This is a genomic window from Jiangella anatolica (assembly GCF_003236295.1).
Classification (GTDB): domain Bacteria; phylum Actinomycetota; class Actinomycetes; order Jiangellales; family Jiangellaceae; genus Jiangella; species Jiangella anatolica.
Genome location: NZ_POTW01000013.1, coordinates 23060 through 46151, shown reverse-complemented (window position 1 = coordinate 46151; position 23092 = coordinate 23060). Strand labels below are relative to the sequence as shown.

General features: G+C 73.3%; 19 protein-coding genes. 9 read left to right on the top strand and 10 right to left on the bottom strand.

Translation table 11 applies throughout. From position 1 onward, the window contains the following. Positions 1-8: 8 nt before the first annotated feature. The 3 genes from C1I92_RS07585 to C1I92_RS07575 all read right to left on the bottom strand — a co-directional run bounded on the left by C1I92_RS07585 (position 9) and on the right by C1I92_RS07575 (position 3978). Positions 9-1538 carry an ABC transporter substrate-binding protein gene (locus C1I92_RS07585; RefSeq protein ID WP_111254060.1) on the bottom strand — a complete coding sequence of 510 codons (1530 nt, stop codon included), beginning with the start codon at positions 1536-1538 and terminating at the stop codon, positions 9-11. 56 nt (positions 1539-1594) lie between these two features. Beyond that, a complete protein-coding gene (locus C1I92_RS07580; protein ID WP_111254059.1) occupies positions 1595-2176 on the bottom strand; it encodes a TetR/AcrR family transcriptional regulator in 582 nt (193 codons plus the stop codon). Positions 2177-2331: 155 nt separating this feature from the next. Then, on the bottom strand, positions 2332-3978 hold the full coding sequence (locus C1I92_RS07575; protein ID WP_111254058.1) for a PucR family transcriptional regulator: 1647 nt from the start codon (positions 3976-3978) through the stop codon (positions 2332-2334). 123 nt (positions 3979-4101) lie between these two features. Here C1I92_RS07575 and C1I92_RS07570 point away from each other — a divergent pair, with 123 nt between their 5' ends. From C1I92_RS07570 to C1I92_RS07530, 9 genes are all read left to right on the top strand, one after another. Continuing rightward, positions 4102-4725: a TetR/AcrR family transcriptional regulator gene (locus tag C1I92_RS07570; protein ID WP_111254057.1), complete on the top strand. Its 624-nt coding sequence runs from the start codon at positions 4102-4104 to the stop codon at positions 4723-4725. An 81-nt stretch (positions 4726-4806) separates the two neighbouring features. After that, positions 4807-5076 carry a type II toxin-antitoxin system Phd/YefM family antitoxin gene (locus C1I92_RS07565; protein ID WP_111254056.1) on the top strand — a complete coding sequence of 90 codons (270 nt, stop codon included), beginning with the start codon at positions 4807-4809 and terminating at the stop codon, positions 5074-5076. Then, positions 5066-5542, top strand: a complete 477-nt coding sequence (locus C1I92_RS07560; RefSeq protein WP_111254055.1) for a type II toxin-antitoxin system VapC family toxin — start codon at positions 5066-5068, stop codon at positions 5540-5542. The genes C1I92_RS07565 and C1I92_RS07560 overlap by 11 nt, the downstream gene beginning before the upstream one ends. Before the next feature lie 130 nt (positions 5543-5672). Then, entirely contained in the window at positions 5673-7568 is a 1896-nt protein-coding gene (locus tag C1I92_RS07555) for a CocE/NonD family hydrolase (protein WP_111254054.1), read from the top strand. A 19-nt stretch (positions 7569-7587) separates the two neighbouring features. Continuing rightward, positions 7588-8622 (top strand): dipeptidase, encoded by a 1035-nt coding sequence (locus tag C1I92_RS07550; protein ID WP_111254053.1) that lies wholly within the window; start codon positions 7588-7590, stop codon positions 8620-8622. Between the two features lie 130 nt (positions 8623-8752). Next, entirely contained in the window at positions 8753-10360 is a 1608-nt protein-coding gene (locus C1I92_RS07545) for an ABC transporter substrate-binding protein (protein WP_111254052.1), read from the top strand. Positions 10361-10382: 22 nt separating this feature from the next. Next, positions 10383-11720 carry an amidohydrolase family protein gene (locus C1I92_RS07540; RefSeq protein ID WP_111254051.1) on the top strand — a complete coding sequence of 446 codons (1338 nt, stop codon included), beginning with the start codon at positions 10383-10385 and terminating at the stop codon, positions 11718-11720. 2 nt (positions 11721-11722) lie between these two features. After that, positions 11723-13711: a S9 family peptidase gene (locus tag C1I92_RS07535; protein ID WP_111254050.1), complete on the top strand. Its 1989-nt coding sequence runs from the start codon at positions 11723-11725 to the stop codon at positions 13709-13711. Next, positions 13708-15639 (top strand): S9 family peptidase, encoded by a 1932-nt coding sequence (locus tag C1I92_RS07530; RefSeq protein WP_111254049.1) that lies wholly within the window; start codon positions 13708-13710, stop codon positions 15637-15639. Before C1I92_RS07535 ends, C1I92_RS07530 begins: the two co-directional genes overlap by 4 nt. Here C1I92_RS07530 and C1I92_RS07525 read toward each other — a convergent pair. From C1I92_RS07525 to C1I92_RS07495, 7 genes are all read right to left on the bottom strand, one after another. Beyond that, positions 15628-17040 carry an aminopeptidase P family protein gene (locus C1I92_RS07525; RefSeq protein ID WP_111254048.1) on the bottom strand — a complete coding sequence of 471 codons (1413 nt, stop codon included), beginning with the start codon at positions 17038-17040 and terminating at the stop codon, positions 15628-15630. The two genes, C1I92_RS07530 and C1I92_RS07525, sit on opposite strands and share 12 nt — an antisense overlap. 64 nt (positions 17041-17104) lie before the next feature. Next, a complete protein-coding gene (locus C1I92_RS07520) occupies positions 17105-17914 on the bottom strand; it encodes an alpha/beta fold hydrolase (RefSeq protein ID WP_111254047.1) in 810 nt (269 codons plus the stop codon). A 14-nt stretch (positions 17915-17928) separates the two neighbouring features. Then, the gene (locus C1I92_RS07515; protein ID WP_111254046.1) at positions 17929-18714 is read right to left on the bottom strand and encodes an ATP-binding cassette domain-containing protein; all 786 of its coding nucleotides are present in this window, start codon (positions 18712-18714) and stop codon (positions 17929-17931) included. Continuing rightward, on the bottom strand, positions 18711-19691 hold the full coding sequence (locus C1I92_RS07510) for an ABC transporter ATP-binding protein (RefSeq protein ID WP_111254045.1): 981 nt from the start codon (positions 19689-19691) through the stop codon (positions 18711-18713). The genes C1I92_RS07515 and C1I92_RS07510 overlap by 4 nt, the downstream gene beginning before the upstream one ends. Then, positions 19688-20506, bottom strand: a complete 819-nt coding sequence (locus tag C1I92_RS07505; protein ID WP_111254044.1) for an ABC transporter permease — start codon at positions 20504-20506, stop codon at positions 19688-19690. Before C1I92_RS07505 ends, C1I92_RS07510 begins: the two co-directional genes overlap by 4 nt. Beyond that, positions 20503-21474, bottom strand: a complete 972-nt coding sequence (locus C1I92_RS07500; RefSeq protein ID WP_111254043.1) for an ABC transporter permease — start codon at positions 21472-21474, stop codon at positions 20503-20505. Before C1I92_RS07500 ends, C1I92_RS07505 begins: the two co-directional genes overlap by 4 nt. Continuing rightward, the gene (locus C1I92_RS07495; protein WP_146605055.1) at positions 21471-23024 is read right to left on the bottom strand and encodes an ABC transporter substrate-binding protein; all 1554 of its coding nucleotides are present in this window, start codon (positions 23022-23024) and stop codon (positions 21471-21473) included. Before C1I92_RS07495 ends, C1I92_RS07500 begins: the two co-directional genes overlap by 4 nt. Positions 23025-23092 lie beyond the last annotated feature (68 nt).

Below are 23092 nucleotides of genomic sequence, written 5' to 3'. Positions count from 1 at the left end.
GCGTCCGCTCACTCCACTCGGATCGACGTCGGCACGATCAGCCCGCCCTGCGTGCCGATCACCTCGAAGGTCGCGTCGGCGGCGAAGATCGGCACCTCGACGTCGGCGAGCGGGACGACGGACGCGGCGTCGTACAGCGCCAGCTCCGCCTCGTTCCACACGGCACAGGTGTCGTCGCCGGAGCCCATCGACTCGGCGAAGGCGTCCATCGTGGCGTTGTCGACGCCGGCGAAGTTGGAGCCGTCCGGCGGTTCGGCGCCGGAGACGTAGGGCAGCAGCTGCGTGGGGATCTGGACGTCGGTCTTGCCCCAGAAGATGTCCCAGTCCCCCGTCTCGAACAGCGTCGGGCCCAGCTGCGCGTCGGTGACCGGCTTGAGCGTCGTCGCGATCCCGGCGTCGCCGAGGCCCGCGGCCACCAGCTCGATCGCGGCCTTCACATCCGCTCCCAGCGACGTCGGGTACATGAGCGTCACCGCGAGCGGGCGACCGGCGAGGGCGGTCGCAGCGGCCGCCGGGTCGTGGCCGGGCAGGGCGGCGGACGGGTCGACGCCGCCGCAGACCAGCGGCTCGGACAGCAGGCCCTGCGACGTCACGCCCGTCCCACGGGTCGCCACCCGGGCCGCCTCGTCGAGGTCCATGCTCTGCAGGACGGCGGTCCGGAGCGCCTCGTCCTCGAAGAGCCGGCCGGCCCGCTGGTTGAACCAGATCTGGCCCACGGGCTCGCGGAACGCGATCGGCGTCAGGCCGGCCCCGGTCAGCCGCTCGCGGTCCGGCCCGCGGATCTCCGCGGCGTCGACCTCGCCGTCGAGCAGCAGGTTCGCCGTCGTCGACTCGTTCTCGACGATGCGCACCACCAGCGACTCCGGCAACGGGCCGCCGGGCTCGCCGTCCGGGCCCCACGCGTAGCCGTCCCTGCGGGTGAGGCGGTACTCGCTGCCGGGCACCGCCTCGCTCATCGTGTAGGGACCGGTGCCGTCGGCGCCCCGGACGAGCGTCGCGCGATCCCCCAGCCCACCGGGACAGACGATCCCGAGGCTGGACAGCTGCGCGAGCAGGAACTCCGGCGGCGTCGACGTCGACACCATCACCGTGTGCGCGGCGTCGTCGGCGGACACCACCGCATCGACCGGGACCCGGATCCCCCGCACCGCCGACTCGTTCGCCGGGTCGAGGACGTAGTCGAAGTTCTCCTTGACGATCGCCGCGGTCAGCGGCGTGCCGTCGCCGCAGGTGACGTCGTCGCGCAGCGTGAACGTGACGGCCGAGCCGGACTCCGTCCACGTCTGCGCGATCCCGGGGAGGACGGCGCCGTCGGCCGCCACGTTGACCAGCGGGTCGTACAGCAGCCGGGACATCTGGATGACCAGGCCGACCGAGCTGGCCGGACCGTGCGGATCGAGGTTCTGGGTGTCGTCGGTGACGGCGAGCACGAACGTGCCGCCGTCGCTCGCCGCCGGTTCGCCGGTGCTGCCGCAGGCCGCGACCAGGGCGATCGGCAGGGTGACGCACACCCCTGGGATGGCGCGCGCGAGCTTCATGGTGGCTCCTCTCCACGTAGCGGATCGAACCTGGTCGAGCGACGTTCTGAGTGAGTTCAGCGGGTGAGCCGGGCCAGCAGCGCCGTCATCAGGTCCGCGCGGTCGTCGGTCTGTTCGATGACCTCGAACAGGGCCAGCCCGTTCGAGGCCGCCCGGACGAGCTCGGCGAAGTCCTTGGCCGGCAGCGAGCTGCGGCTGGCCAGCGGCTGCATGGCCACCTCGAACTCGTGCGCGAAGTGGCGGAACTGCGTACGCAGCGCCGCCCTGAGCTCGGGGTCGCGCACGGATGACGCCAGGAACTCGTGGTACGCGCTGAACCACCCCAGGTACAACGGGTCCTCGAGCTGGCCCTTGACGAGCGCGACGACGGCCTGCTCGGCGTCGTCGGCCGCGGCAGCGGCGCGCCACATCTCGATCTGTGAGCGGTACCGCCGCTCGAGCACCGCGAGGAACAGGCCCGCCTTGTCGCGGAAGCTGGAGTAGATGGCGCCGGTCGTGTATCCCGCCCGGGACGCCAGCCACTCCACCGAGGCGCCGTGGAAGCCGCGCTCCAGGAACCCGGTCTCGGCCGAGTTGAGCACCTGCTCCCGCGTCAGCGCCCGCCGCCGGCCCTTGCCCTTCGCCAGATCGGTGCCCATCGATGCTCCATCGTCCGATAGCGTCGTTATTGCGATAGTGATGTTATCCGATAATGGCGTTATCGCAAGAGGGCACACCCACGACCATGATCATCAACCTTCTGAGCTGTCAGGACGACGCAAAAGGTTGATGATCACGGGTCGCGCCGGGCGCGTCAGATGTCGAGGAGGCGGAGCTGGAGCATGGCGGTGAACCGCTGGTCACCGTCGTCGAGGTTGAGGCCGCCGACCTCGGTGAGCCGGCGCAGGCGGTAGCGGAACGTGCTCGGGTGCACGTGCACGGCGGTCGCCGCGGCGTTGACGTCGCCGAAGGCGTCGAGCCAGGCGCGCAGGCTCAGCGCCAGGTGCGAGTGGTGCTCCGCGTCGTACTCGATGAGCCGGCGGATCGGCCCGTCGGGCAGCCCGATGTCCAGGGCGACGAGGTCGGACAGCTCCAGCAGCAGCGCCGCCGCGTAGACGTCGGAGATGCGCACGACCGGCCCCGCGGCCCGCCCGGACCGGACGACGCGCAGGGCGCGGTCGGCGTCGAGGCGGGACTGGGCGAGGTCGGCGACGGTGCGCACCGTCCGGCCGATGCCGATGCCGAAGGCGATCCGCTCGCCGGTCCGCTGGAGGAACGCGTGTGCGATGCGGACGGCGCGCTCCTCGCCGTCGTCGGTGTCGGCGGGGACGGGAAGGATGCCGTAGACGACGCCGCGGACCAGGCCGCAGGCCGAGCCCGGGTGGACGGTGGCCAGGTGCAGGGCGAACGCGTCGGAGCTGCGCTGCAGGTCCGCCTCGGCACGGGCGGCCGGCACGGGCGGGTCGGCGGGCAGGGTGCACAGCGCCAGGACGACCGCCGGGCCGGCGGCGAGGTCCAGCTGGCGGGCCGCTTCGCCCGCGCTGGCGCCGCCGCCGAGCACCGTCGCGACCAGGTCGGTGCGCAGCCGGCGGTGCACGTCCGCGCCGGCGCGCTGGCGCAGCATGTGCAGCGCCACCAGCCCGGCGGCCTCGGTGAACGCCGTCCGCCGTTGGTCGGTCAGCGCCTGCGTCACCGCCCACATCGAGCCGAGCACCTCGTCGCCCGCGCGGATCGCGACGGCGATGCGGGGCAGCACGTCGGGCATCTCGACCCGGATCGGCTCCGCGCTGCGGTAGATGGCGGTGAACACGCCGCGGTCCTCGAGCATGGTCCGGAATCGCGCCGGGCAGCGCCGGCCGAGGATGGTCTCGAACCGCAGCGGATCGAGGTCGTCCTGACCGCTGGAGAACGCGATGAGCCGCGAGTCCAGGTCCTCGATGGTGATGGGCGCGTCGACCAGCGCGCTGACCGCGTTGGCCAGGGTGAACAGGTCGCCGGCCGGCATCTCGATGACGGAGTCCGCGCGGCCGCCGCCGACCTCGGTCTCGGCGAGGACCGAGCGCAGCAGCGCCGCCACCTGCGTCCAGGAGGCACCGCGCGCCAACGCCAGCAGGGCGACACCGGAGACGTCGGACGCGGTCCGGATGGTCTCGTCGATCACCAGCGGCGTGCGGACGACGAGCCCGACGGCGTCGGCCTTGCCCAGTTGCAGCAGCAGCGCCGCCACCTCGTGCGGCTCGTGCACGCCGACGCCGAGGACCAGCGACGCGGGTGGCAGCGGCGAGTCGTCGTGGGGGTCGTGGATGCCCACCCCGCCGACCGACGAGGACAGCCGGCCCTCCCCCACGACGAGGTTGAGCAGCGTCGTCCCGAGCTGGTCGAGCACCCGGGCCAGGCTGGTGAGCGAACGGTCGGGACTCGGGCCGCCGGGCTCGGCGGCGCGCGCGACGCCAGTGGTCACCGCGGGATCACCTCCCACTCGAGTGGTTGATCTATCGCGACGGCGCGATATAGTGGCGCTACTAAATAGCGGCACTATCCACCCGGACCGAACAGTCTGTCAACGAGGAGGCGCGCCGAGCGGATGAGCACCCGCACCCGAAGCGGCACCGGCGCCGCTCCGAAACGCGTCCGGGCGATCACCCGCGAGAACGTGCTGGTCGCGGCGGAAGAGGTGTTCGCGGCCAAGGGCTACCGCGGCGCCTCCATCAACGAGATCGCGGCGGAGGCCGGCTACACGATCGGCGCCCTCTACTCGAACTTCGCCAGCAAGGCGCAGCTGTTCATGGCGGTCACCGAGCGGCGCATGCTGGCCCGCGGGCGGCGGCTCGAGGAGGCCCTGCGCGGCGTCCAGGACCGGATTCCGGTCACGACGGTCGCCGAGATCATCTGGGCCGAACTGCAGCCGGAGAAGGCGTGGACGATCGCCGGCTACGAGTTCGTCGCCGAGGCCATGCGCGACGACTCGCTCGGGCCGCGGCTGGTCGAGCTCAACGACGAGGCCCGCGACATCGTGCGCGACATCCTGGTGGCCAGCATGGCCGGCCGGCCCGTCCCCGCCCTGCCGCTCGAGCGCATGGTGACGCTGACCCAGTGCCTGATCAACGGCATCGCCGCCACGGCGACGTACGACCTCGACCTCGACCTGACCGAGACGCTGGCCGACGGGCTCGCGCTCATGCTCGACGGGCCGGGCGAAACGAGTTGATACGAACGCTGCGAGCGGCGGTGACGACAAGCTGCTGCCACCCGGTAGCACCGGGTGCCACACCGACGTATCCTGGTACCCATGGCGGCACAACCCGAGATCACGCAGCGCGATCTACGCAACAGGTCCAAAGAGATCATGGACGCCGTTCAGAGAGGCCAGGCGTTCACCGTCACACGCGATGGGCATCAGATCGGTGAGCTGATTCCCCTGCGCCGGCGCCGGCGGTTCGTCACGCGGCAGGAGTTCGCTGCCATGTCCCGAAGCGCTCCGGGTATCTCCCTCGAGGCGTTCCGGGCCGACCAGGAGGCTGCGGCCGACCAGGAAATGCACGATCCCTATGCGCGTTGAGTACGACCAGGGCCTGCTGGACACCAACATCATGATCTTGCGCAGGTGGGTGGACCCTGAGGAGCTTCCGTCCGCGATGGCGATCAGTTCCATCACCCTGGCCGAACTCTCGGCAGGCCCCCATGAAGTCCGCAGGAACGACGCGCAGGGCGAGTACGACGAATACGCGGAGCGCGCCCGAAGGCTCGACGTTCTCCAGCGTGCCGAGAATGAGTTCGATCCGATTCCGTTCGACGCAGAGACGGCTCGCATCTACGGGCGGGTCTGTGCGGCTGTCATCGGCGCCGGTCGCAAACCGAGACGTCGCGTGGCCGACCTGATGATCGCCGCCACCGCGATCGCCGAGGAGTTGCCACTGTTCACGACGGATCCCGATGACTTCACCGGGCTCACCAGTCTTCTCACCGTTGTGCCAGTGACGCGACCGACCATTCCGCCGTCCTCCGACGAGGCAACGACGCGCTGACCGGTCGCGAACGACCTCAGGCGCCCGCCAGCCGGGTGAGGCGCGGGTTCGTCGCCCACCACGAACAGACCGGCCCAGGCTCTGCACCGGCGACGACGACCGCGATCGCCCGCCGCGGCACCATCGGAGGATGAGCACCGACACCGTCGCCGGGAGTCTGTCGCCCCTTCTCGCCGAGACCGCGCCGGAGCTGGCCCGGGTGCTGCGGCGCAGCGCCCTGCTGACGCCGCCGCGGTTCGCCGTCGCGCAGATCGACGTGCGGACCGAGCTGGTGACGATGCGCGACGGCGTCCGGCTGGCCACCGACGTGTGGCTGCCGCCGCAGCTGCCGGCGCCGGTCGTCGCCATGCGGACGCCGTATGGTCGCGGCGCCGACCCGATCGCCGGCGCCTTCCTGTCCTTCGCCCGCCGCGGCTACGCCGTCGTCTCCCAGGACGTACGTGGCACCGGCGACAGCGAGCCGGACACATGGGACTACTACATGTACGAGCCCGACGACGGCTACGACCTCGTCGAGTGGATCGTCCGGCAGGACTGGTGCGACGGGTTCGTCGGCGCGTGCGGCGGGTCGTACGTGGGCCAGACGCAGTGGCAGATGGCCCTGCATCCGGCGATGTCCACCATCGTGCCGGAGGTGAGCGGCCTGGGCGTCGCCGTCAACACCGCGCACCTCTACCTGTTCCTCGACGCCTACGCGCGGGTCGTCGGCAAGGGCGAGGGCAAGGTCGCCCTGCACCTCACCGAGATGGAGGACCACGTCGCCGCGGAGACGCTGGCCGGCGGGTACTTCAACGAGCCGCTGTACCAGCCGGTGCCGGAGCCGCTGCTGCGGCGCTACCCGCAGCTGCGGGACCTCTCCCCCGGCGAGCGCCAGCGGCGGCTGTGGGACCTGTACTGCGCGATGAGCGGCGCCGAGCGGGCCGCCTTCGTGCGCCTGGCCACCGGATCGCCGGCCGTCACCACCGTCGACGTCGAGTCGCTGCCGTCGGTGTTCGGGCAGCGCATCTCCCACGACGCGCACACGCTGCCGCACCCGGACCCGGCCGAGCTGGCCCGGTCCTTCCACGCGCCGGTGCTGCTGCGCACCGGCTGGTACGACTGGGGGCTCAACGACGCCCTCGCGACCTGGGACCTGCTGATGCGCGCGGCGCCGGAGCCGGTGCGCTCGGGCAGCCGGCTGTTCGTCGCGCCCAGCGCGCACAACCAGCCCGGCTACCACGAGGGCATGGCCGAGCACCCGGAGCTGCACCACGCCTACGGCACGCCGACGAACGCCGAGACGCTGCTGCGCTGGTACGACGCCGTCCGCGAGGGCCGCACCGACGAGTGGCCGGCGGTCGTCTACTACCTGATGGGCGCGAACGAGTGGCGCAGCGCCGACGCGTGGCCCGTACCGGGCGCGCGGACGGTGGCGCTCCACCTCGGCCCGCGGGGCACGCTGACGACCGGCGCGCCCGGCGCGGCCACCGGCCCGGACCGGTACGTCTACGACCCCGACGACCCCACGCCGACCGTCGGCGGCAGCATCGTGTCCTATCGCTACCCGCCCGGCAGTGTCGACGTCAGCGCCGTGCAGCGCCGCGCCGACGTGCTCACCTACACCACCGACGTGCTGCCCGACGACGTCGACGTGGTCGGCCCGCTGCGGCTGGTGCTGTACGCCGCCTCGAGCGCGGTCGACACCGACTTCGTCGCCCGCCTCTCCGACGTGTTCCCCGACGGCCGCGCGATCCAGCTGCAGAGCGGCCTGCTGCGGGCCCGCTACCGTGACCTCGACGGCGAGCCGGAGCTGCTGGAGCCGGGCCGCGTGTACCGTCTGGAGATCGACATGTGCGCCACGGCCAACCGGTTCGCCGCCGGTCACCGCATCCGCCTCGACATCTCCTCCGCCGACTTCCCGAAGTACGACCGCAACGCCAACCGCGGCGGCGAGCCCGGCCCGCCGGTCCCGGCCGAGCAACTGGTGCACCACGACCCCGAGTACCCGTCCCACCTGCTGCTGCCGGTCGTCGCCGGCCGGCTCTGACCCGGAGGACCACCCAGCGATGGACGCAGCCGACCTGCACCGCGACGCCGTCGTCGTCGACACCCACAACGACCTCATCCTGCTGGTCGACCACTACGACCGGCGCGGGCAGACCGACCACTTCGCCCGGTTCTGGCTGCCGGAGCTGCGGGCCGGCGGCGTCGACGTGCAGGTGCTGCCCATCTGCATCGAGGAGCAGTTCCAGTCCGAGGGCGCGCTGCGCCGGACCCTGCTGCTGATCGAGCGGATCCACCGGCTCGCCGACGAGCATGCCGGCGACGTAGCGCTGTGCCTGACCGGGGCCGACGTCGACGCGGCGGTGGCGAGCGGACGGATCGCGCTGGTCATCGCGCTGGAGGGGGCGCATGCGATCGGGCAGGACCCGGCGCTGCTGCACACGCTGGCCCGGGTCGGCGTGCGGGTGGTCTCGCTGGCGCACTTCGGCCGGACGTTCCTCGCCGACGGCAGCGGGCTGGACGACACCTCGCGCGGCGGGCTCACGCCCGAGGGCGTCGAGGTCTTCACCGCGATGGAGCGGCTGGGCGTCGTCTTCGACATCAGCCACCTCGGCCTGGCCGGCGTCGAGGACGTGCTCGACCGCGCCACCCGGCCGCTGCTGGCCACCCACTCGGCCTGCCTCGCGCTCACCGACAGCCATCGCAACCTCGGCGACGCCCAGGTCAAGCGGATCGCCGAGCTCGGCGGCGTCGTCGGCATCGCGGCGGCCATCCCGTTCTTCATCGACGCGACGACGCCGACGGCCGACCGCGTCGTCGACCATATCGAGCACGTCGCCGAGACCGCCGGCATCGACCACGTCGGCCTCGGGCCGGACTTCATCGACGACTACTACCAGCAGGTGTTCGGCGGCTGGATCCTGCCGCCGGGCTTCCCCAGCGACACGGCGTCGGCCGAGGTCGCCCGGCCGTCGGACCTGCCGAAGGTCACCGAGGCGATGCTGCGGCGCGGCTTCGCCGAGGACGACGTGCGCAAGGTGCTGGGCGGCAACACGCTGCGGGTGCTGCGCGACGTGATGGGCGTCCCGGCCGGCTGATCCGCCGGACCCGGCCACCGGTTCGCCGATCGCGCGAAACGGGCCGCCGTCTTTGCGGCCGCAGAGCATATCCGGGCGCCGTCGCCGTCCCTACAGTCGGGGCCAGCCACGCTGCCGAAGGAGGATCGCCATGCCGCGATCGCCACTGCCGCCCCTCGCCCTGCTGACGACCGTGCTCGTCGCCGCGTGCGGCGCGTCGTCCGGCCCGTCGGGCTCGTCCGCCTCCCCCGGCGAGGCGAGCTACGCCACCGACGGCACTCTGACCATCGCGTTCAACTACGCGCCGGGCAGCTGGGACCCCTACCCCGCCACCGGCGCCGGGATCACCGCGCTGAACTACCTCATCTACGACTCGCTGGTGAACCAGCGCTCCAACGGCGAGTTCGTGACCGGCCTGGCCGAGCAGTGGTCGGTCGACCCGTCGTCGGCCACGTTCACCCTGCGCGACGACGTCACCTGCTCCGACGGCTCCCCGCTGACCGCGAGCCAGGTCGCCGACGCGATCGCCTACGTCAGCGACCCGGCGAACCAGTCGGCCATGTACGGCTTCCACACGCCGACGGTCCCGGTGACGGCGACCGGCGACGACGCGGCCGGGACGGTGGAGGTCACGACGGAGGAGCCGTACGGGTTCCTGCTGGAGACCATCGGCCGGCTGCCCATCGTCTGCGCCAACGGCATGCGCGACCGCGAGCTGCTGACGGCGGGCTCCGACGGCACCGGCCCGTTCGTGCTCACCGAGGTCGTGCCCGGTCAGAGCGCCACGTTCACGCGGCGCGACGACTACGCCTGGGGACCGGAGGGCGCCACGACGGCGGAGCCCGGGGTGCCGAAGACCGTGGTGGTGCGGTTCATCGAGAGCGCGACCACGACGGCCAACCTGCTGCTCGCGGGCGAGCTGAACCTCGCCCAGATCACCGGCCCCGACGTGGACCGGCTCGACGCGGCGCCGCTGGAGCGCGTCGACTGGGAGACCAGCGGCTCGTGGCTCTCGTTCAACCACTCCGCTGAGCGGATCCTCGCCGACCGGCGCGTCCGGGAGGCGCTGGTGAGCGCGGTCGACCTCGCCGAGGTGATCAAGGTCAGCACCGGCGGCCACGGCAGCGCCTCGACCGGACTGCTGCCGTTCGACTTCTCGGTCTGCGCGGCCGACACCGCCGACGGCCTGCTGCCCGAGCACGACGTGGCGGCGGCCGAGGCGCTGCTCGACGAGGCCGGCTGGGTCCGCGGCGCCGACGGCACGCGGGCCAAGGATGGCCGCCCGCTGGCCATCGACCTGGTGTACTTCACCGTCACCTCGGAGTACCAGCGGCCCACCGCCGAGTACCTCGCCCAGCAGTGGGAGGCCATCGGCGTGCAGGTCGAGCTGCCCGGCTACAGCTCCACGGCGGCCACCGAGGTGCTCTACCAGACGAGCAACTGGGATGTGTACCTCTCCGGCTGGGAGTTCATCCTGCCCAGCCAGATGGTCCCCTACCTGTCCGGACCCGTGCCGCCGGACGGCCTCAACATCATGCACCTGGACAACCCGGAGTACGAGCGGCTCGCCGCCGAGGCGATCACGATGACGCCGCCCGAGGCCTGCGCGTCCTGGAACGAGGCGGAACGGGCGGTCATCGGCGAGCTCGACCTGGTGCCGGTGTCCAACGCCAGCGAGCCCTGGTTCCTCCGCGGCGCGGAGGCGGAGATCCAGTACCGCGGCCCCGTGGCGACCAGCCTGCGGGTGCTCGAGCAGTGACGGCGAACGACAGGAGGCTCTCATGACACTGACGGCGATCGCCGGCGCCACGGTCGTCGACGGCACCGGGCGCCCGCCGCTGCGCGACGCCGTCGTGCTGATCGACGGCGAGCGGATCGTGTCAGTGACACCGGCCCGGGAGACGGTCGTCCCGGGCTCGGCGACGATGATCGACGCCACCGGGAGACACGTCGTCCCCGGCCTGATGGACGCGAACGCGCACCTGTTCTCCGCGTTCCCGGACGTCATCCTCGAGCACGATGGCCGCTACGACGAGCTGGTCCTGGAGGCGGCGCAGGTCGCGCTGAAGGCCGGCATCACGACGGTGTTCGACACGTGGGGCCCGCTCCGGCCGCTGACCACCGTCCGCGACCGGATCAACCGCGGCGAGGTCGTCGGCAGCCGGATGTTCGTCGCCGGCAACATCATCGGCTTCGGCGGGCCGTTCTCGTCGGACTTCCAGTCGCCCGGCGACTTCCTCGGCCCCGAGATCGTCGACCGGGTCAACCACGAGTGGGAGCAGGGCGTCGGCCAGGACCTGATGTGGCTGACCGCCGACGGCATCCGCCGGCGGGTCCGGGAGTACATCGAGCGCTCGGACGTCGACTTCATCAAGTACGGCGCCTGCGGCCACTCGACCCCCGTGCTGTTGTTCTCCGAGACGGCGCAGCGGGCCATCGTCGAGGAGGGGCACCGGGCCGGCATCACCGTCCAGGCCCACACCATCACCGTCGAGAGCCTGCGGATGGAGATCGAGGCGGGCGCCGACCTGCTCCAGCACGGCAACATCACCGGCAAGGAGCCGATGCCCGACGACCTCGTCGCGGCCATCGCCGGTCGCGGCATTCCGGTCGCCGCGATCGTGCCGACGAAGCGGTACCGGGCCTGGGTCCACGAGCACGGCCCCGAGTGGTGGCGGACGGTCGGCCTCAACCCGGCCGCCGCCGAGAACGACCGCCGGCTGATCGACGCGGGCGCCCGCCTGTTGCTCACCGTCGACGGCGCGCTGATGGGCCCGCGGCTGCGAAAGCACCCGGCGCTGGCCCGGCTGCGCGACGTCGTCGACCACTCGCAGCACTTCGGCGAGGGCCACTTCTACTGGCTCGAGGCGGTGACCGAGCTCGGGATGGCGCCGATGGAGGCGCTGCTGTCGGCCACCCGCTACCCCGCGGAGGCGTACCACGTCGCCGACGAGCTGGGCACGCTGGAACCCGGCAAGCGGGCCGACCTGCTCATCCTCGACGGCGACCCGCTCGACGACGTGCGGAACTACCGCCGCATCGTCGACGTCATGAAGGACGGCGTCGTCGTCGACCGCGACGCGCTGCCCGTGAGCCCGATCATCTCGGCACCGGAGTGAGCATGGACCGTGACATCCGCGACAGCGACGCCTACCGTGGCGTCGAGGACTTCTACCGGCGCTGGCTGGAGCCCGGGTTCGGCCGCGTCACCGGGGTGGCCGACCCCTCGCTGCGACCCGACGGGCGCGCCGTCGCCGTCACCGGCACCATCCTGGAGAAGCTGGAGGGCCTGGGGTCGACCCGCATCGCGGTGGCCGACGGCGACGGCCTGCGCGTGCTGACGGGCGGGCCCGGCAACGACCGCTGCCCCCGCTGGTCGCCGGACGGGAGCACGCTGGCGTTCCTGTCCGACCGGGCCGACGAGGGCGTGTTCGGCCTCTATCTGCTGCGCGACGGGCTCGGTGAGGCGATCGCGGCGCCACGGGTCGACGGCACGGTGGAGTACTGCGCCTGGTCGCCCGACGGCGAGCGGATCCTGCTCGGCGTCGCGGGGCTGGGCGCGGACCTCGCCGGCGGCCAGGGCTCCGGAACGAACTCCGGCCGGTCCGACGACGGCCCGGGCTGGCTGCCCGCCGTCGAGGGCGGCGAGGAGTCGGCCTGGCGCAGCGCCTGGGTCTACGACGTCGCGGCCGGCACGGTGCGGCGGGTGTCGCCGGACGGGCTGAACGTGTGGGAGGCGGCCTGGCTGGGCCCGGACCGCGTCGTCGCCGTCGCGTCCGAGGGCGACCCCGGCGAGGGCGCCTGGTACACCGCGGCGCTCGTGGCCGTCGACGTGACCAGCGGCGGCGCCGAGGCCGTGTACAAGCCGCAGTCCCAGCTCGGCTGGCCGGCCGGCTCGCCGGGCGGGCGCCGGATCGCCGTCGTCGAGGCGCTGTCGAGCGACCGGTGGATCGTGGCCGGCGACCTGAGGCTGGTCGACCCGGCGTCCGGAGTCGTCGTGGCGGCCGACACCGGCGGCGTCGACGTCACCGGGCTGCAGTGGCTCGACGACCGGCGGCTGGGCTACGTGGGCGTGCGCGGCCTGGACACCGTCGCCGGCGTCTACGACGTGTCGACGGGCACGTGCGCCGAACTGCTCGCCACCGACGCGTCGTCGGGCGCGCGCTACCCTGACGCCGCGTTCGCGCCCGACGGCACCGCGGCGCTCCTGCTCGAGCGCTACGACCGGCCGCCCGCCGTCACCCTCGTCGCACCCGGCGGCGCCACCACCGAGCTGGTCGCCCTGACCGATCCGGGCGCGCGGTGGCTGGCGTCCGTGGCCGGAACCGCGGCGCCGGTGAGCTGGACCGCACCGGACGGGCTGCGGATCGAGGGCGTGCTGTGCCGTCCCGCGGGCGACGGCCCGTTCCCGCTGGTCGTGCTGGTGCACGGCGGGCCGGTGTCGGCGTACCGCAACCGCTGGCGGATGGGCCACGACTACACCCCGCTGCTGGTCAGCCGCGGCTTCGCCGTCCTGCATCCGAACCCGCGCGGGTCGTCCGGACGCGGCCAGGAGTTCGCCGGCGCGGTCTACGGCGACATGGGCGGCGCCGACACCCACGACATCCTGTCCGGCATCGACGACCTGGTGGCACGCGGCATCGCCGACCCGGCCCGGCTGGGTGTGACCGGCGGCAGCTACGGCGGCTTCATGTCGTGCTGGCTGGTCACCCAGGACCGCCGCTTCGCCGCCGCCGTGCCCGTCGCCCCGGTGACCGACTGGTACAGCCAGCACCTGACGTCGAACATCGGCCACTTCGACGCCCTCTTCCTCGACGACGACCCCTACGCCGCCGGCGGCCGCTACCACGGGCGCAGCCCCGTCATGCACGCCCGCGCCGTCCGCACGCCGACGCTGCTGGTCGCCGGCGCCCGCGACCGGTGCACCCCGCCCACCCAGGCCGCGGAGTTCCACACCGCCCTGCGCGACCACGGGGTCGAGACCGAGCTCGTCGTGTACCCCGAGGAGGGCCACGGCGTGCGCCGGCTGCCCGCCCGCATCGACGTCGCCACCCGCATGCTCGGCTGGTTCGAGCGGCACCTGTCCGTCCAGTCAGGAGGAACGGCATGAACGACATCGAGGCGGCGCTCGCCGCGACCGTGGTCGCCGACGTGCAGGTGTCACCGGACGGGGAACGGGTGCTCTACGTCACCAGCTCCGTCGCGACGGAGAAGGACACGCCACCCGCGGGGACGCTCGGGCTGGTCGACGCCGCGGGAGGGACGCCGCGGCGGCTCACGTCGGGATCGGCCGGCGACCGCTGGCCGCGCTGGTCGCCGGACGGCCGGCGGGTCGCCTTTCTCTCCGACCGGGAGAAGCGCGGCAGCGCGCAGGCGTACCTGCTCGACCTGCGCCACGGCGGCGAGGCGGTGCGGCTCACCGGGCATGACGGCGGCGTGCTCGCGCTGGAGTGGTCGCCCGACGGCGCGCGGCTGGCGCTTCTCGTGGCGGCGGCCGGAGACGAGCCGCGCGAGGACCACGACGAGACCGTCGCCGGCGAGGACGTCGGCAAGGCGAGCCTGTGGCTGCTCACCGTCCCGGACGACGCCGCGGCCGGCGGCGCGCTGCCGGACCAGCACCGCCTGTCGCCGGCCGACCGGCACGTCGGCGGCATCCTGGACTACGGCCCGGCGACGTTCGGCTGGGCGCCGTCCGGTGACGCGCTCGTCGCCACGTTCACCGCGTCGCCCGTCTTCACCGACCAGCTACCCGCCGAACTGGTGACCATCGACCTGCAGGGCGGGGTGCGTGGCCTGGGCACGGTCGAGACGTTCTCCGCCATGCCGCGGTTCGGCCCGGACGGCGCCACCGTCGCCGTCAACGCCGCCGACGGCGCGCTGCCGGCGCTGTTCACGCTGCAGACCGTCCCTGCCGGCGGCGGGTCGGCGCAACTCCTCGCGCCGGGTCATCCCGGCTCGTTCTTCGGCTTCTCGTGGCTGCCCGGCGGCGAGATCCTGGCGATCCTCCAGGAGGGCCAGCAGCAGCGGCTCGCCGTCGTCGACCCGGCGGGCGGGCCGGTCCGGGACGCCATCGCGCCGTTCGACCGGCCCGGCTGCGTGACCGCGTTCAGCGTCTCCGCCGACGGCCGGCGGGTCGCGTTCGTCCGCGCCGACGACACCTCGTACGGCGAGGTGTACGTGGCCGACCTCGGCTCGGACACGCCCGCCCGGCGGCTCACCGACCTCAACCCGTGGACCCGCGAGCAGGACTACGGCGAGGTCCGCGAACTGTCCTGGACCTCGTTCGACGGGCTGGAGCTCCAGGGCCTGCTGGTCCTGCCGGTCGGCTACCAGAAGGGGCGGCGCTACCCGCTGCTGCTGCAGATCCACGGCGGCCCGATGGGCGCCTGGCTGCACGAGCTGCGCCGCTACCCGTGCCTGGACTGGTCCCAGTTCCTCGCCCGGCGCGGGTACGCCGTCCTGCTGCCGAACCCGCGCGGCTCGTCCGGCCGCGGCACGGCGTTCCTGTCCGGCATCGCCGGGAACTATGGCGAACCGGACTTCGAGGACCTCATGAGCGGCGTCGACGCGGCCGTGGACCTGGGCGTCGCCGACCCGGAGCGGCTCGTGGTGGGCGGCTGGTCCGGCGGCGGCTACCTCACCAACTGGACCATCACGCACACCGACCGGTTCAAGGCGGCGGTCTCCGGCGCCGGCATCGCCAACTGGGTGAGCTTCCAGGGCACCGCCGACTGCCGGTCGGCGTTCGACCGCTACTTCGGCGTCGTCGACGAGGACCCGGAGACGCACTGGTTGCACTCCCCCATCCGTTACGTCAAGGCGGCGACGACGCCGACGCTCATCCTGTACGGCGAGCAGGACGCCCGCGTGCCACCGAGCCAGGGCCACGAGCTGCACCAGGGGCTGCGCGCCCGAGGCGTCGAGACCCGGCTGGTGCTGTACCCGCGCGAGGCGCACGCCGTCGTCGAACGGGATCACCAGGCCGACCTGCTGTACCGGGTGATCGACTGGTTCGACACCCACCTGTCAGGGCAGTAGTCCGGCCATCCAGGTCTCGACTGCGCCGGGCTCGCGCGGCAGGGCGGCGGACAGGTTCTCCGCGCCCGCGTCGGTGACGAGGAGATCGTCCTCGATGCGGATGCCGATGCCGCGCAGCTCCTCGGGCACGAGCAGGTCGTCGGCCTGCAGGTAGAGCCCCGGCTCGACGGTCAGCACGTGGCCGGGCGCGAGCGTCCCGTCGGCGTACGCGGCCGCGGGCGCCGCTGTGCAGTCGTGCACGTCGAGGCCGAGCATGTGGCCGCTGCCGTGCAGCGTCCAGCGCCGGTAGAGCGTCGACTCCGGGTCCAGCGCCTGCTCGGCGCTGACGGGCAGCAGGCCGAGGTCGGCCAGGCCGTGCGCCATGACCTCCATCGCCGCCTCGTGGTAGGCGCGGAACCGCGCGCCCGGCCGTACGGCCGCGATGCCGGCGTCCTGCGCCCGCAGCACGAGCGTGTAGAGGTCGCGCTGCAGGCCGGTGAAGCGGCCCGACACCGGCAGCGTGCGGCTGATGTCCGCGGTGTACAGCGACCGGGTCTCCACGCCCATGTCCAGCAGGAGCAGCTGCCCGGGTCGTACCGGCCCGTCGTCGTCGATCCAGTGCAGGGTGGTCGCATGCGGCCCGCAGGCCACGATCGAGGTGTAGCCGACGTCGTTGCCCTCGGCCCTGGCGCGGCGCCAGAACGTGCCCTCGATCCAGCGCTCCCCGTGCTCGAGCACCCGCGGCCACTCCCGCAGGCACTCCTCGAAGCCGCGCGCGGTGGCGGCGCAGGCGGCGCGCAGCTGCTCGATCTCCCACGGGTCCTTGACCAGCCGCAGCTCCGACACGGCCGCGGCCAGTTCGGCGTCGCGTTCCGGCGCGCCGTCCGGCGTTCCGGCCAGGGCGTCGACCCGCGGATCGACGCCGCGCAGCAGCCGGGCCGGCGGGCCGGACGCGAACACCGCCGGCAGCTCGTCGAGATGCCGGCAGTCCAGCCCGAGCCGGTGCTCGGTCTCGGCCAGGCTCGGGCGGCGGCCGGCCCAGAACTCGCCGTAGCGGCGATCGCGCCAGAACTCCTGCTCCGTCCGCGGCGCCCGCGGCCGCAGGTACAGCGTCGCCGCGCCGTCCTCCAGCACCACGACGGCGTCGCTGGCCTGGTTGCCGGTGAGGTGCACGTGCGCGCTGCCGGCGCGGAACCGGTGGTCGACGTCGTTGTTGCGCGTCCTCAACCCACCGGCCGGGACGACCAGTCGCCCGCCGGGGAACCGCTCGGCCAGCGCGGCGCGGCGCTTCGCCGCCCACGCCGCGACCGGCGCCGGCTCCCCCGGCTCGTCGTGGTCGGCCCATCCGGTCGCCATGAACGCCTCGAGCGCCGCCGGGACCGGCGGCTCGTTCGCCCCGGCCGTCGACTCGCTGTCACCCATGCGCCTCACCCGTCCCGGTCGCGTCCGGGTCCCAGTGTCACATCGGCGCCGGCCGTGGTCGTCGTCATCGCGAACGGACGTCGGCGCCCTGTGTCGTCGCCACCGACGATCCGGCCAGCTGCTCGAGGACGGGTGCGACGACGTCGACGCGGAGGAAGGCGGACACGTGGTTCTCGCCCTCCAGCACCCGCAGCTCGGCCTGCGGCGGCAGCAGCGGGTCGGGGAAGTCGAGGAGCTGCACCTCGTCCTCGCCGGCGATGAACCGGACCGGCTGCCACACGTCGGCCAGCGCCCGGCCGAGCGGCGGCGCCGTCAGCTGGCCCAGGTACCAGGAGTGGGCCGTCGCCGGCTCGTTGGCCAGGAAGGTCTCCCGCAGCCAGTCCCGCCCACCGCCCAGTCTTGACACGTCGCGTGCCGCGGGCGCCAGTCCCTCGGCGCGGATCCGGGCCGCGGTCTCGGCGAACCGGCCGTAGCCGGCGGGCAGGTCGGTGAACCGTCCGTGCCGGCCGGACGAGCCGATCGCCACGACGCCCCGGACACGGTCCGGATGCAGCGCGGCCAGCGCCAGTCCCACGGTGCCGCCCCACGACCAGCCGCACGCCGTCACCCGGTCGACCCCGGCGGCGTCCAGCACGGCCAGCACGTCCTCGACGTCGGACGGGATCCCGTACCTCGACGGGTCGCGGAACAGCGAGCTGCGCCCGTGACCGCGGAAGTCCGGCAGCAGCAGCCGGTGGCCCGCCAAGGCGTCGGCGTAGCCGGCCAGGCGCCAGTAGTCGCCGCTGGCCAGCCCGCCGTGCATGAGCAGCAGCGGCTCGCCGCCGCCGACGTCCTGGTAGTGGATCCGGGTGCCGTCCCGTTCGATCTCCGGCATGGTTGTCTCCCCTTTCAGCGACGGCCCGCGGCGCCGGGCTCGAGCCCGAACAGCGACCGGGTGTACGGATGGTCCGCGTGGTGGTAGAGCGCGGCCGCGTCGGCCACCTCGACGATCTCCGACCGCCACATGACGGCGACGCGATGCGAGACGTAGCGGGCGGCGGCGAGGTCGTGCGAGATGAACAGCGCCGCGAAGCCGACCTCGTCCTGCAGCCGCCGGATCAGGTTGAGGATCTGCGCCTGGACGGAGACGTCGAGCGCGCTCACCGCCTCGTCGAACACCACCAGGGACGGGTGCGAGACCAGCGCCCGGGCGATGGCCACCCGCTGCTGCTGCCCGCCCGAGAGCTGGTGCGGGAACCGGTCCGCGACGCCCGGGTCCAGGCCCACCTGCTTGAGCATGTGCGCGACCCGCCGGCGCCGTTCGTCTGCCGGGAGCGCACCGGCGACGGTGAGCGGCTCTGCGACGGAGGTGCCGCAGCGCAGCCGCGGGTCCAGCGACCACGCAGGGTTCTGCAGCACCGCCTGCAGGCGGCCGCGGTGCCGGCGGCGGTCCTCGCCGAGGGGGCGGCCCTCGAACAGCACCGAGCCGGCGGTCGGCCGCGCCAGGCCGAGGAGCAGCCGGCCGACGCTGGTCTTGCCCGAGCCGGACTGCCCGACCAGGCCGACAGTCTCGCCGGGCGCGATCGTCAGGCTCACGGCGCTGACGGCGCGCTGGTGCCGCCGCGCCCACGGTGGCCCGGACCCGTAGTCCAGGTCGACGCCGCGCAGCTCCGCGGTGGGAACGGGCGTGGTCATCGGCTCACCTCCGGAACCTCGTCCAGCGTCACGACGGCGTCGAGCTCGCCGTCGCGGTGGCAGAGCACGCGGGCCGCGTCGGCGGACGGCTCGGGCCGCCGCGCGTCGCACCGGTCGACGCGGAACTCGCACCGCGGTGCGAACGCGCAGCCGGCCGACGGCCCGGTCAGCACCGGCGGCGATCCGGCGATCGAGCGCAGCGTGCCGCCCACGGTCTCCTGTCCCGGAACGGCATGCAGCAGCCCACGGGTGTACGGATGCCGCGGCCGTTCCAGGACGTCGTCGGGCGGTCCGGTCTCGACCACCCGGCCGCCGTACATGACGACCAGCCGCGTGCAGTAGGCCGCGATCCCGGTGAGGTCGTGGGTCAGGACGAGCAGCGCCGTGCCCCGCTCCCGGCAGGAGTCGGCCAGCAGCCGCAGCACGTCGTGCTTGATCTCGGTGTCGAGCGCGGCGGTGGGCTCGTCGGCCACGAGCAGCCCGGGCGAGCGGGCCAGCGCGATCGCGATGGCGACGCGTTGCGCCATCCCGCCGGAGAGCTGGTGCGGGTAGCTGCGCGCGACGCGTTCCACGTCGGGCAGCCGCACCTGCTCCAGGCGGCTCAGCACGTCCGCCCGGCCGGGCCGGTCCAGGTGCTCGGCGAGCTGACGGCCGACGCGCCGGGTCGGGTCGAGCGAGCCGGCCGCGTCCTGGAGCACCAGGCCGAGCCGGGTGCGGCGCAGGCGGCGCAGCCGCGGCGGGTCCAGGCCGAACACGCTCTCGCCGTCGACCAGCAGGTCGCCGGTCAGCCGCTGCGCGCTGGCCGGGAGCAGCCCCAGCGCCGCCATGCCGAGCGTGCTCTTGCCGGACCCGGACTCGCCGACGACCGCGACGAGCTCGCCCGCGGCGACGGTGAGCGAGGCTCCGTCGAGCGCCTGGCTGACGCCGTGCGGCGTGTCGTAGCGCACGGCCAGGTCGCGCACGTCGAGCAGGGTCATCGCAGTGCCCTCACTTCTCTGGGATCGAGGCGGTCGCGCAGGCCGTCGCCCACGAGGTTGGTGGCGGTGATCGCCGCGACCAGCACCGCACCCGGCACGAACACCAGCCAGGGCGCGATCGACAGCGCGTTGAGCCCGCCGGACACCAGCGAGCCCAGCGAGGCGGCCGGCGGCTGCACGCCCAGGCCGAGGAAGCTCAGCGCGCTCTCGACCAGCATCGCGACCGACAGCGCGAACGTGGCCTGCACGACGATCGGGCCGGCGATGTTCGGCACGACGTGCACGGCCATGATCCGCCAGGCGGGGACGCCGCTGACCTCGGCGCCGACGACGAAGTCGCGCTCGGCCACCGTCATCGCCGCCTGCCGGAACACCCGCACCATCAGCGGCAGCGTCACCAGCACGATCGCCGCCACCGCCGCGGGCCGGCCCGGGCCGAGGACGGCGGCCACCATGATCGCGAACAGCAGGCCGGGGAACGAGAACAGGACGTCGGCCAGCGCGACGATCACCCGGTCGGCCGCACCCTTCAGGTAGGCGGCGGTGACGGCGAGCACCGTGGCGGCCACCGTGGACAGCGCCACCGCGAGCAGCGCCAGCAGCAGCGTGTTGCCGATGGCCTCCGCCACGCGCGGCAGCATCGACCGGCCGAGGTCGTCGGTGCCGAACGGGGCGCCCGGCGACGGCGCGGCCAGCCGCTCCCCCAGCGCCGCCGGGTCGCCGAACGCACCGAGCCGCCCGGCCAGCCCGGCCACGACCAGCACCGTCAGCACGACCACGGCGACGACGGTGACACCGTCGGCCCGCAGCCTCATCGCGCGACCCTCCGCCGGGCGCCGAGCCGCGGGTCGATGTAGCCGCCGGCGAGGTCGGCGAGCGCGTTGGCGACGACGAACGCGGCCGCGCCGAGCACCACCGTCGCCATGACCACCGGGTAGTCCCGCGCGTTGACGGCGTTGACGGCGTACTCGCCGACGCCGGGGATGGCGAACACCCGCTCGATGATCAGCGCGCCGCCGAGCAGGGCGCCGACGTTCACCGCGCCGATCGTGACGATCGGGTTGGCCACGTTGCGCAGCACGTGCCGGCGCACGATCTGCCACGTCGACTCGCCCCGCGCGATCGCCATCGTCATGAACGGCTCCGCCCGGACGGCCAGCACGGCGTCGCGCGTGGTGCGGGCGACGATGCCGGTGGCGAAGAAGCTCAGCGAGAGCGCCGGCAGCAGCATCCGGGCGGTGCTGCCGAGCGGGTCCTCGGCGAACGGGACGTATGACGCGCCGACGATGCGCCAGCCGGCCTGCGACGCGACGAACACGAGCACCGTCGCGACCACGAAGTCGGGGACGCTGGCCGACAGCGCGCCGGCCACCCGGCCCAGCCCGCTGGCCCGTCCGCGCAGGTTGGCGACGCCGGCCGCGATGCCGAGGGCGGCGCCGGCCGGCACGGAGATGACGGTGGCCAGGACGGCGAGCTGGGCGGTGGCGGGCAGCCGCACCGCCAGCTCGTCGACGATCGGCCGCGAGCTGAGCAGCGACGTGCCGAGGTCGCCGGTGACGATGCCGCCCACCCAGCTCAGGTACTGCTCGGGCAGCGGCCGGTCCAGCCCCAGCATGGCCCGGACCGTGGCGTGGCTGGTCTCGCTGGCGCTGGTGCCCAGGTACACCGACTCGAACCCGCCCGGCACGGCGTGCAACGCGATGAAGACGAGCATCGTGACGGCGACCATGGTCGCGGCGGCCCGCGCCAGGACGACCGCGGTGCGCCCGATCGGCCCGCTCACGACGCCGGACCGAACTCGGCCAGCCGCCGGAACGTCATCTGAACCGGCTCGATCGGGTTCAGCACCGGCTCCACCCGGTCCGACCGGTAGACGATCACCGTCGGCTTCGTCGCGAGCGGGATGAAGAAGGCCTGCTCGTTGAGGCTCTCGCAGGCCGCCGCGACGGCGTCGGCGCGCTCCTCGCCGGGCGGCAGCGCCAGCGCCTCGCGGACCAGTCCCAGCGTGGCCGGGTCGTCGCCGACGAGGTGGGCGAGGATCGGCGCGCGCTCGGGGTCCATGTAGGAGAGCAGGTGCGAGCTGGAGCCGCCGCCGGTGAACCAGTTGAGCGTGGCCTGGAAGGTGCCGTTGGTGAACGTCTCCTCCAGCCACGCGCCGCCGTCCATGACGCCGACCTCCGCGTGCAGGCCGATCTCCTGCAGGTTCTGCTGGATCACCTGGGCGATCTGCGGGCCGCGCAGGGCGCCGAACGCGGGCACCACCGTGAGCTGGAAGTCCAGCTCGCTCACGCCGGCCTCGGCGAGCAGCTCCTTGGCCGCGTCGACGTCACGACCTTCGGCACCCAGCACGCCGGCCGGGTCGCAGGCGTCGGCGAACGCGCTCGGCGTGATCGCGGTCAGCTCGCCGATGCCGCCCAGCGCGGTGTCGATGATCTGCTGCCGGTCGATGGTCAGGGCGACCGCCTGACGGATCCGCTGGTCGACGAACGGCGAGCCGGTCCACGTCGAGTTCAGCGACAGGTAGTAGAGGTCCGTCGTGTCCTGCACCGTGACCTCCAGCGACGGGTCGCCCTCGAGGATCGTGCGGATGTCCGGGTTCGACGACATGGTGAAGTCGATCTCGCCGGTGCGCAGCGCCGCCAGCCGCGAGGCGTCGTCGGGGATGAACTTGATCTCCAGCTCCTCGACCTCGCGCACGTCGTCGCGCCAGTAGTGCGGGTTGGGCTCGAACGTCCACGACACGCCGGACACGTGCTCGCCGGCGACGAACGGGCCGGTGCCCAGCAGGTCCTCGTCGGGGTTGAACGTCCCGGCGGCCAGCTCCTCGGCCGGCAGCACCCAGAACAGCTCCATGCGGGCGGGCAGGTCCGGCATCGGAGCGGCGAGCTGGACGTCGAACGTGAGCGGGTCGACGACCGTCATCGTGTCGACGTTCGGGAACGACCCGGTGCGCACGTCGAGCTCCTTCAGCGCCTCCCAGGTCCCGACGACGTCGGCCGACGTGAGCGCTCGTCCGTTGGAGAACGCGACGTCGTCGCGCAGCGTGAACCGCCACGTCGTCGGCGACGTCTCCTCCCAGGTCTCCGCCAGCCCGGGACCCACCTCGAGGTCCTCCGTCGGCTGGGTGAGCGGTTCGTAGACCAGGCTGAAGATCTCGAAGGCGTGGATGTCGCCGGCCTTGAGCGGGTTGATGCCGGCCGGATCGGTCTCCTTGCCCCAGACGAGCGTGAACGGCCCGTCCTCCCCGCCCGCCGGCGACGTGCCGCCGGCGTTGCAGGCGGCGACCAGGCCCACGAGGAGCGCTGAGACCACGAGCTTCATGACGCGACGCACGATGTCCTCCACTCTGATACACCAGATACGAGGACTGATATGTTAACCACCATGAGCCAGCGTGTCAC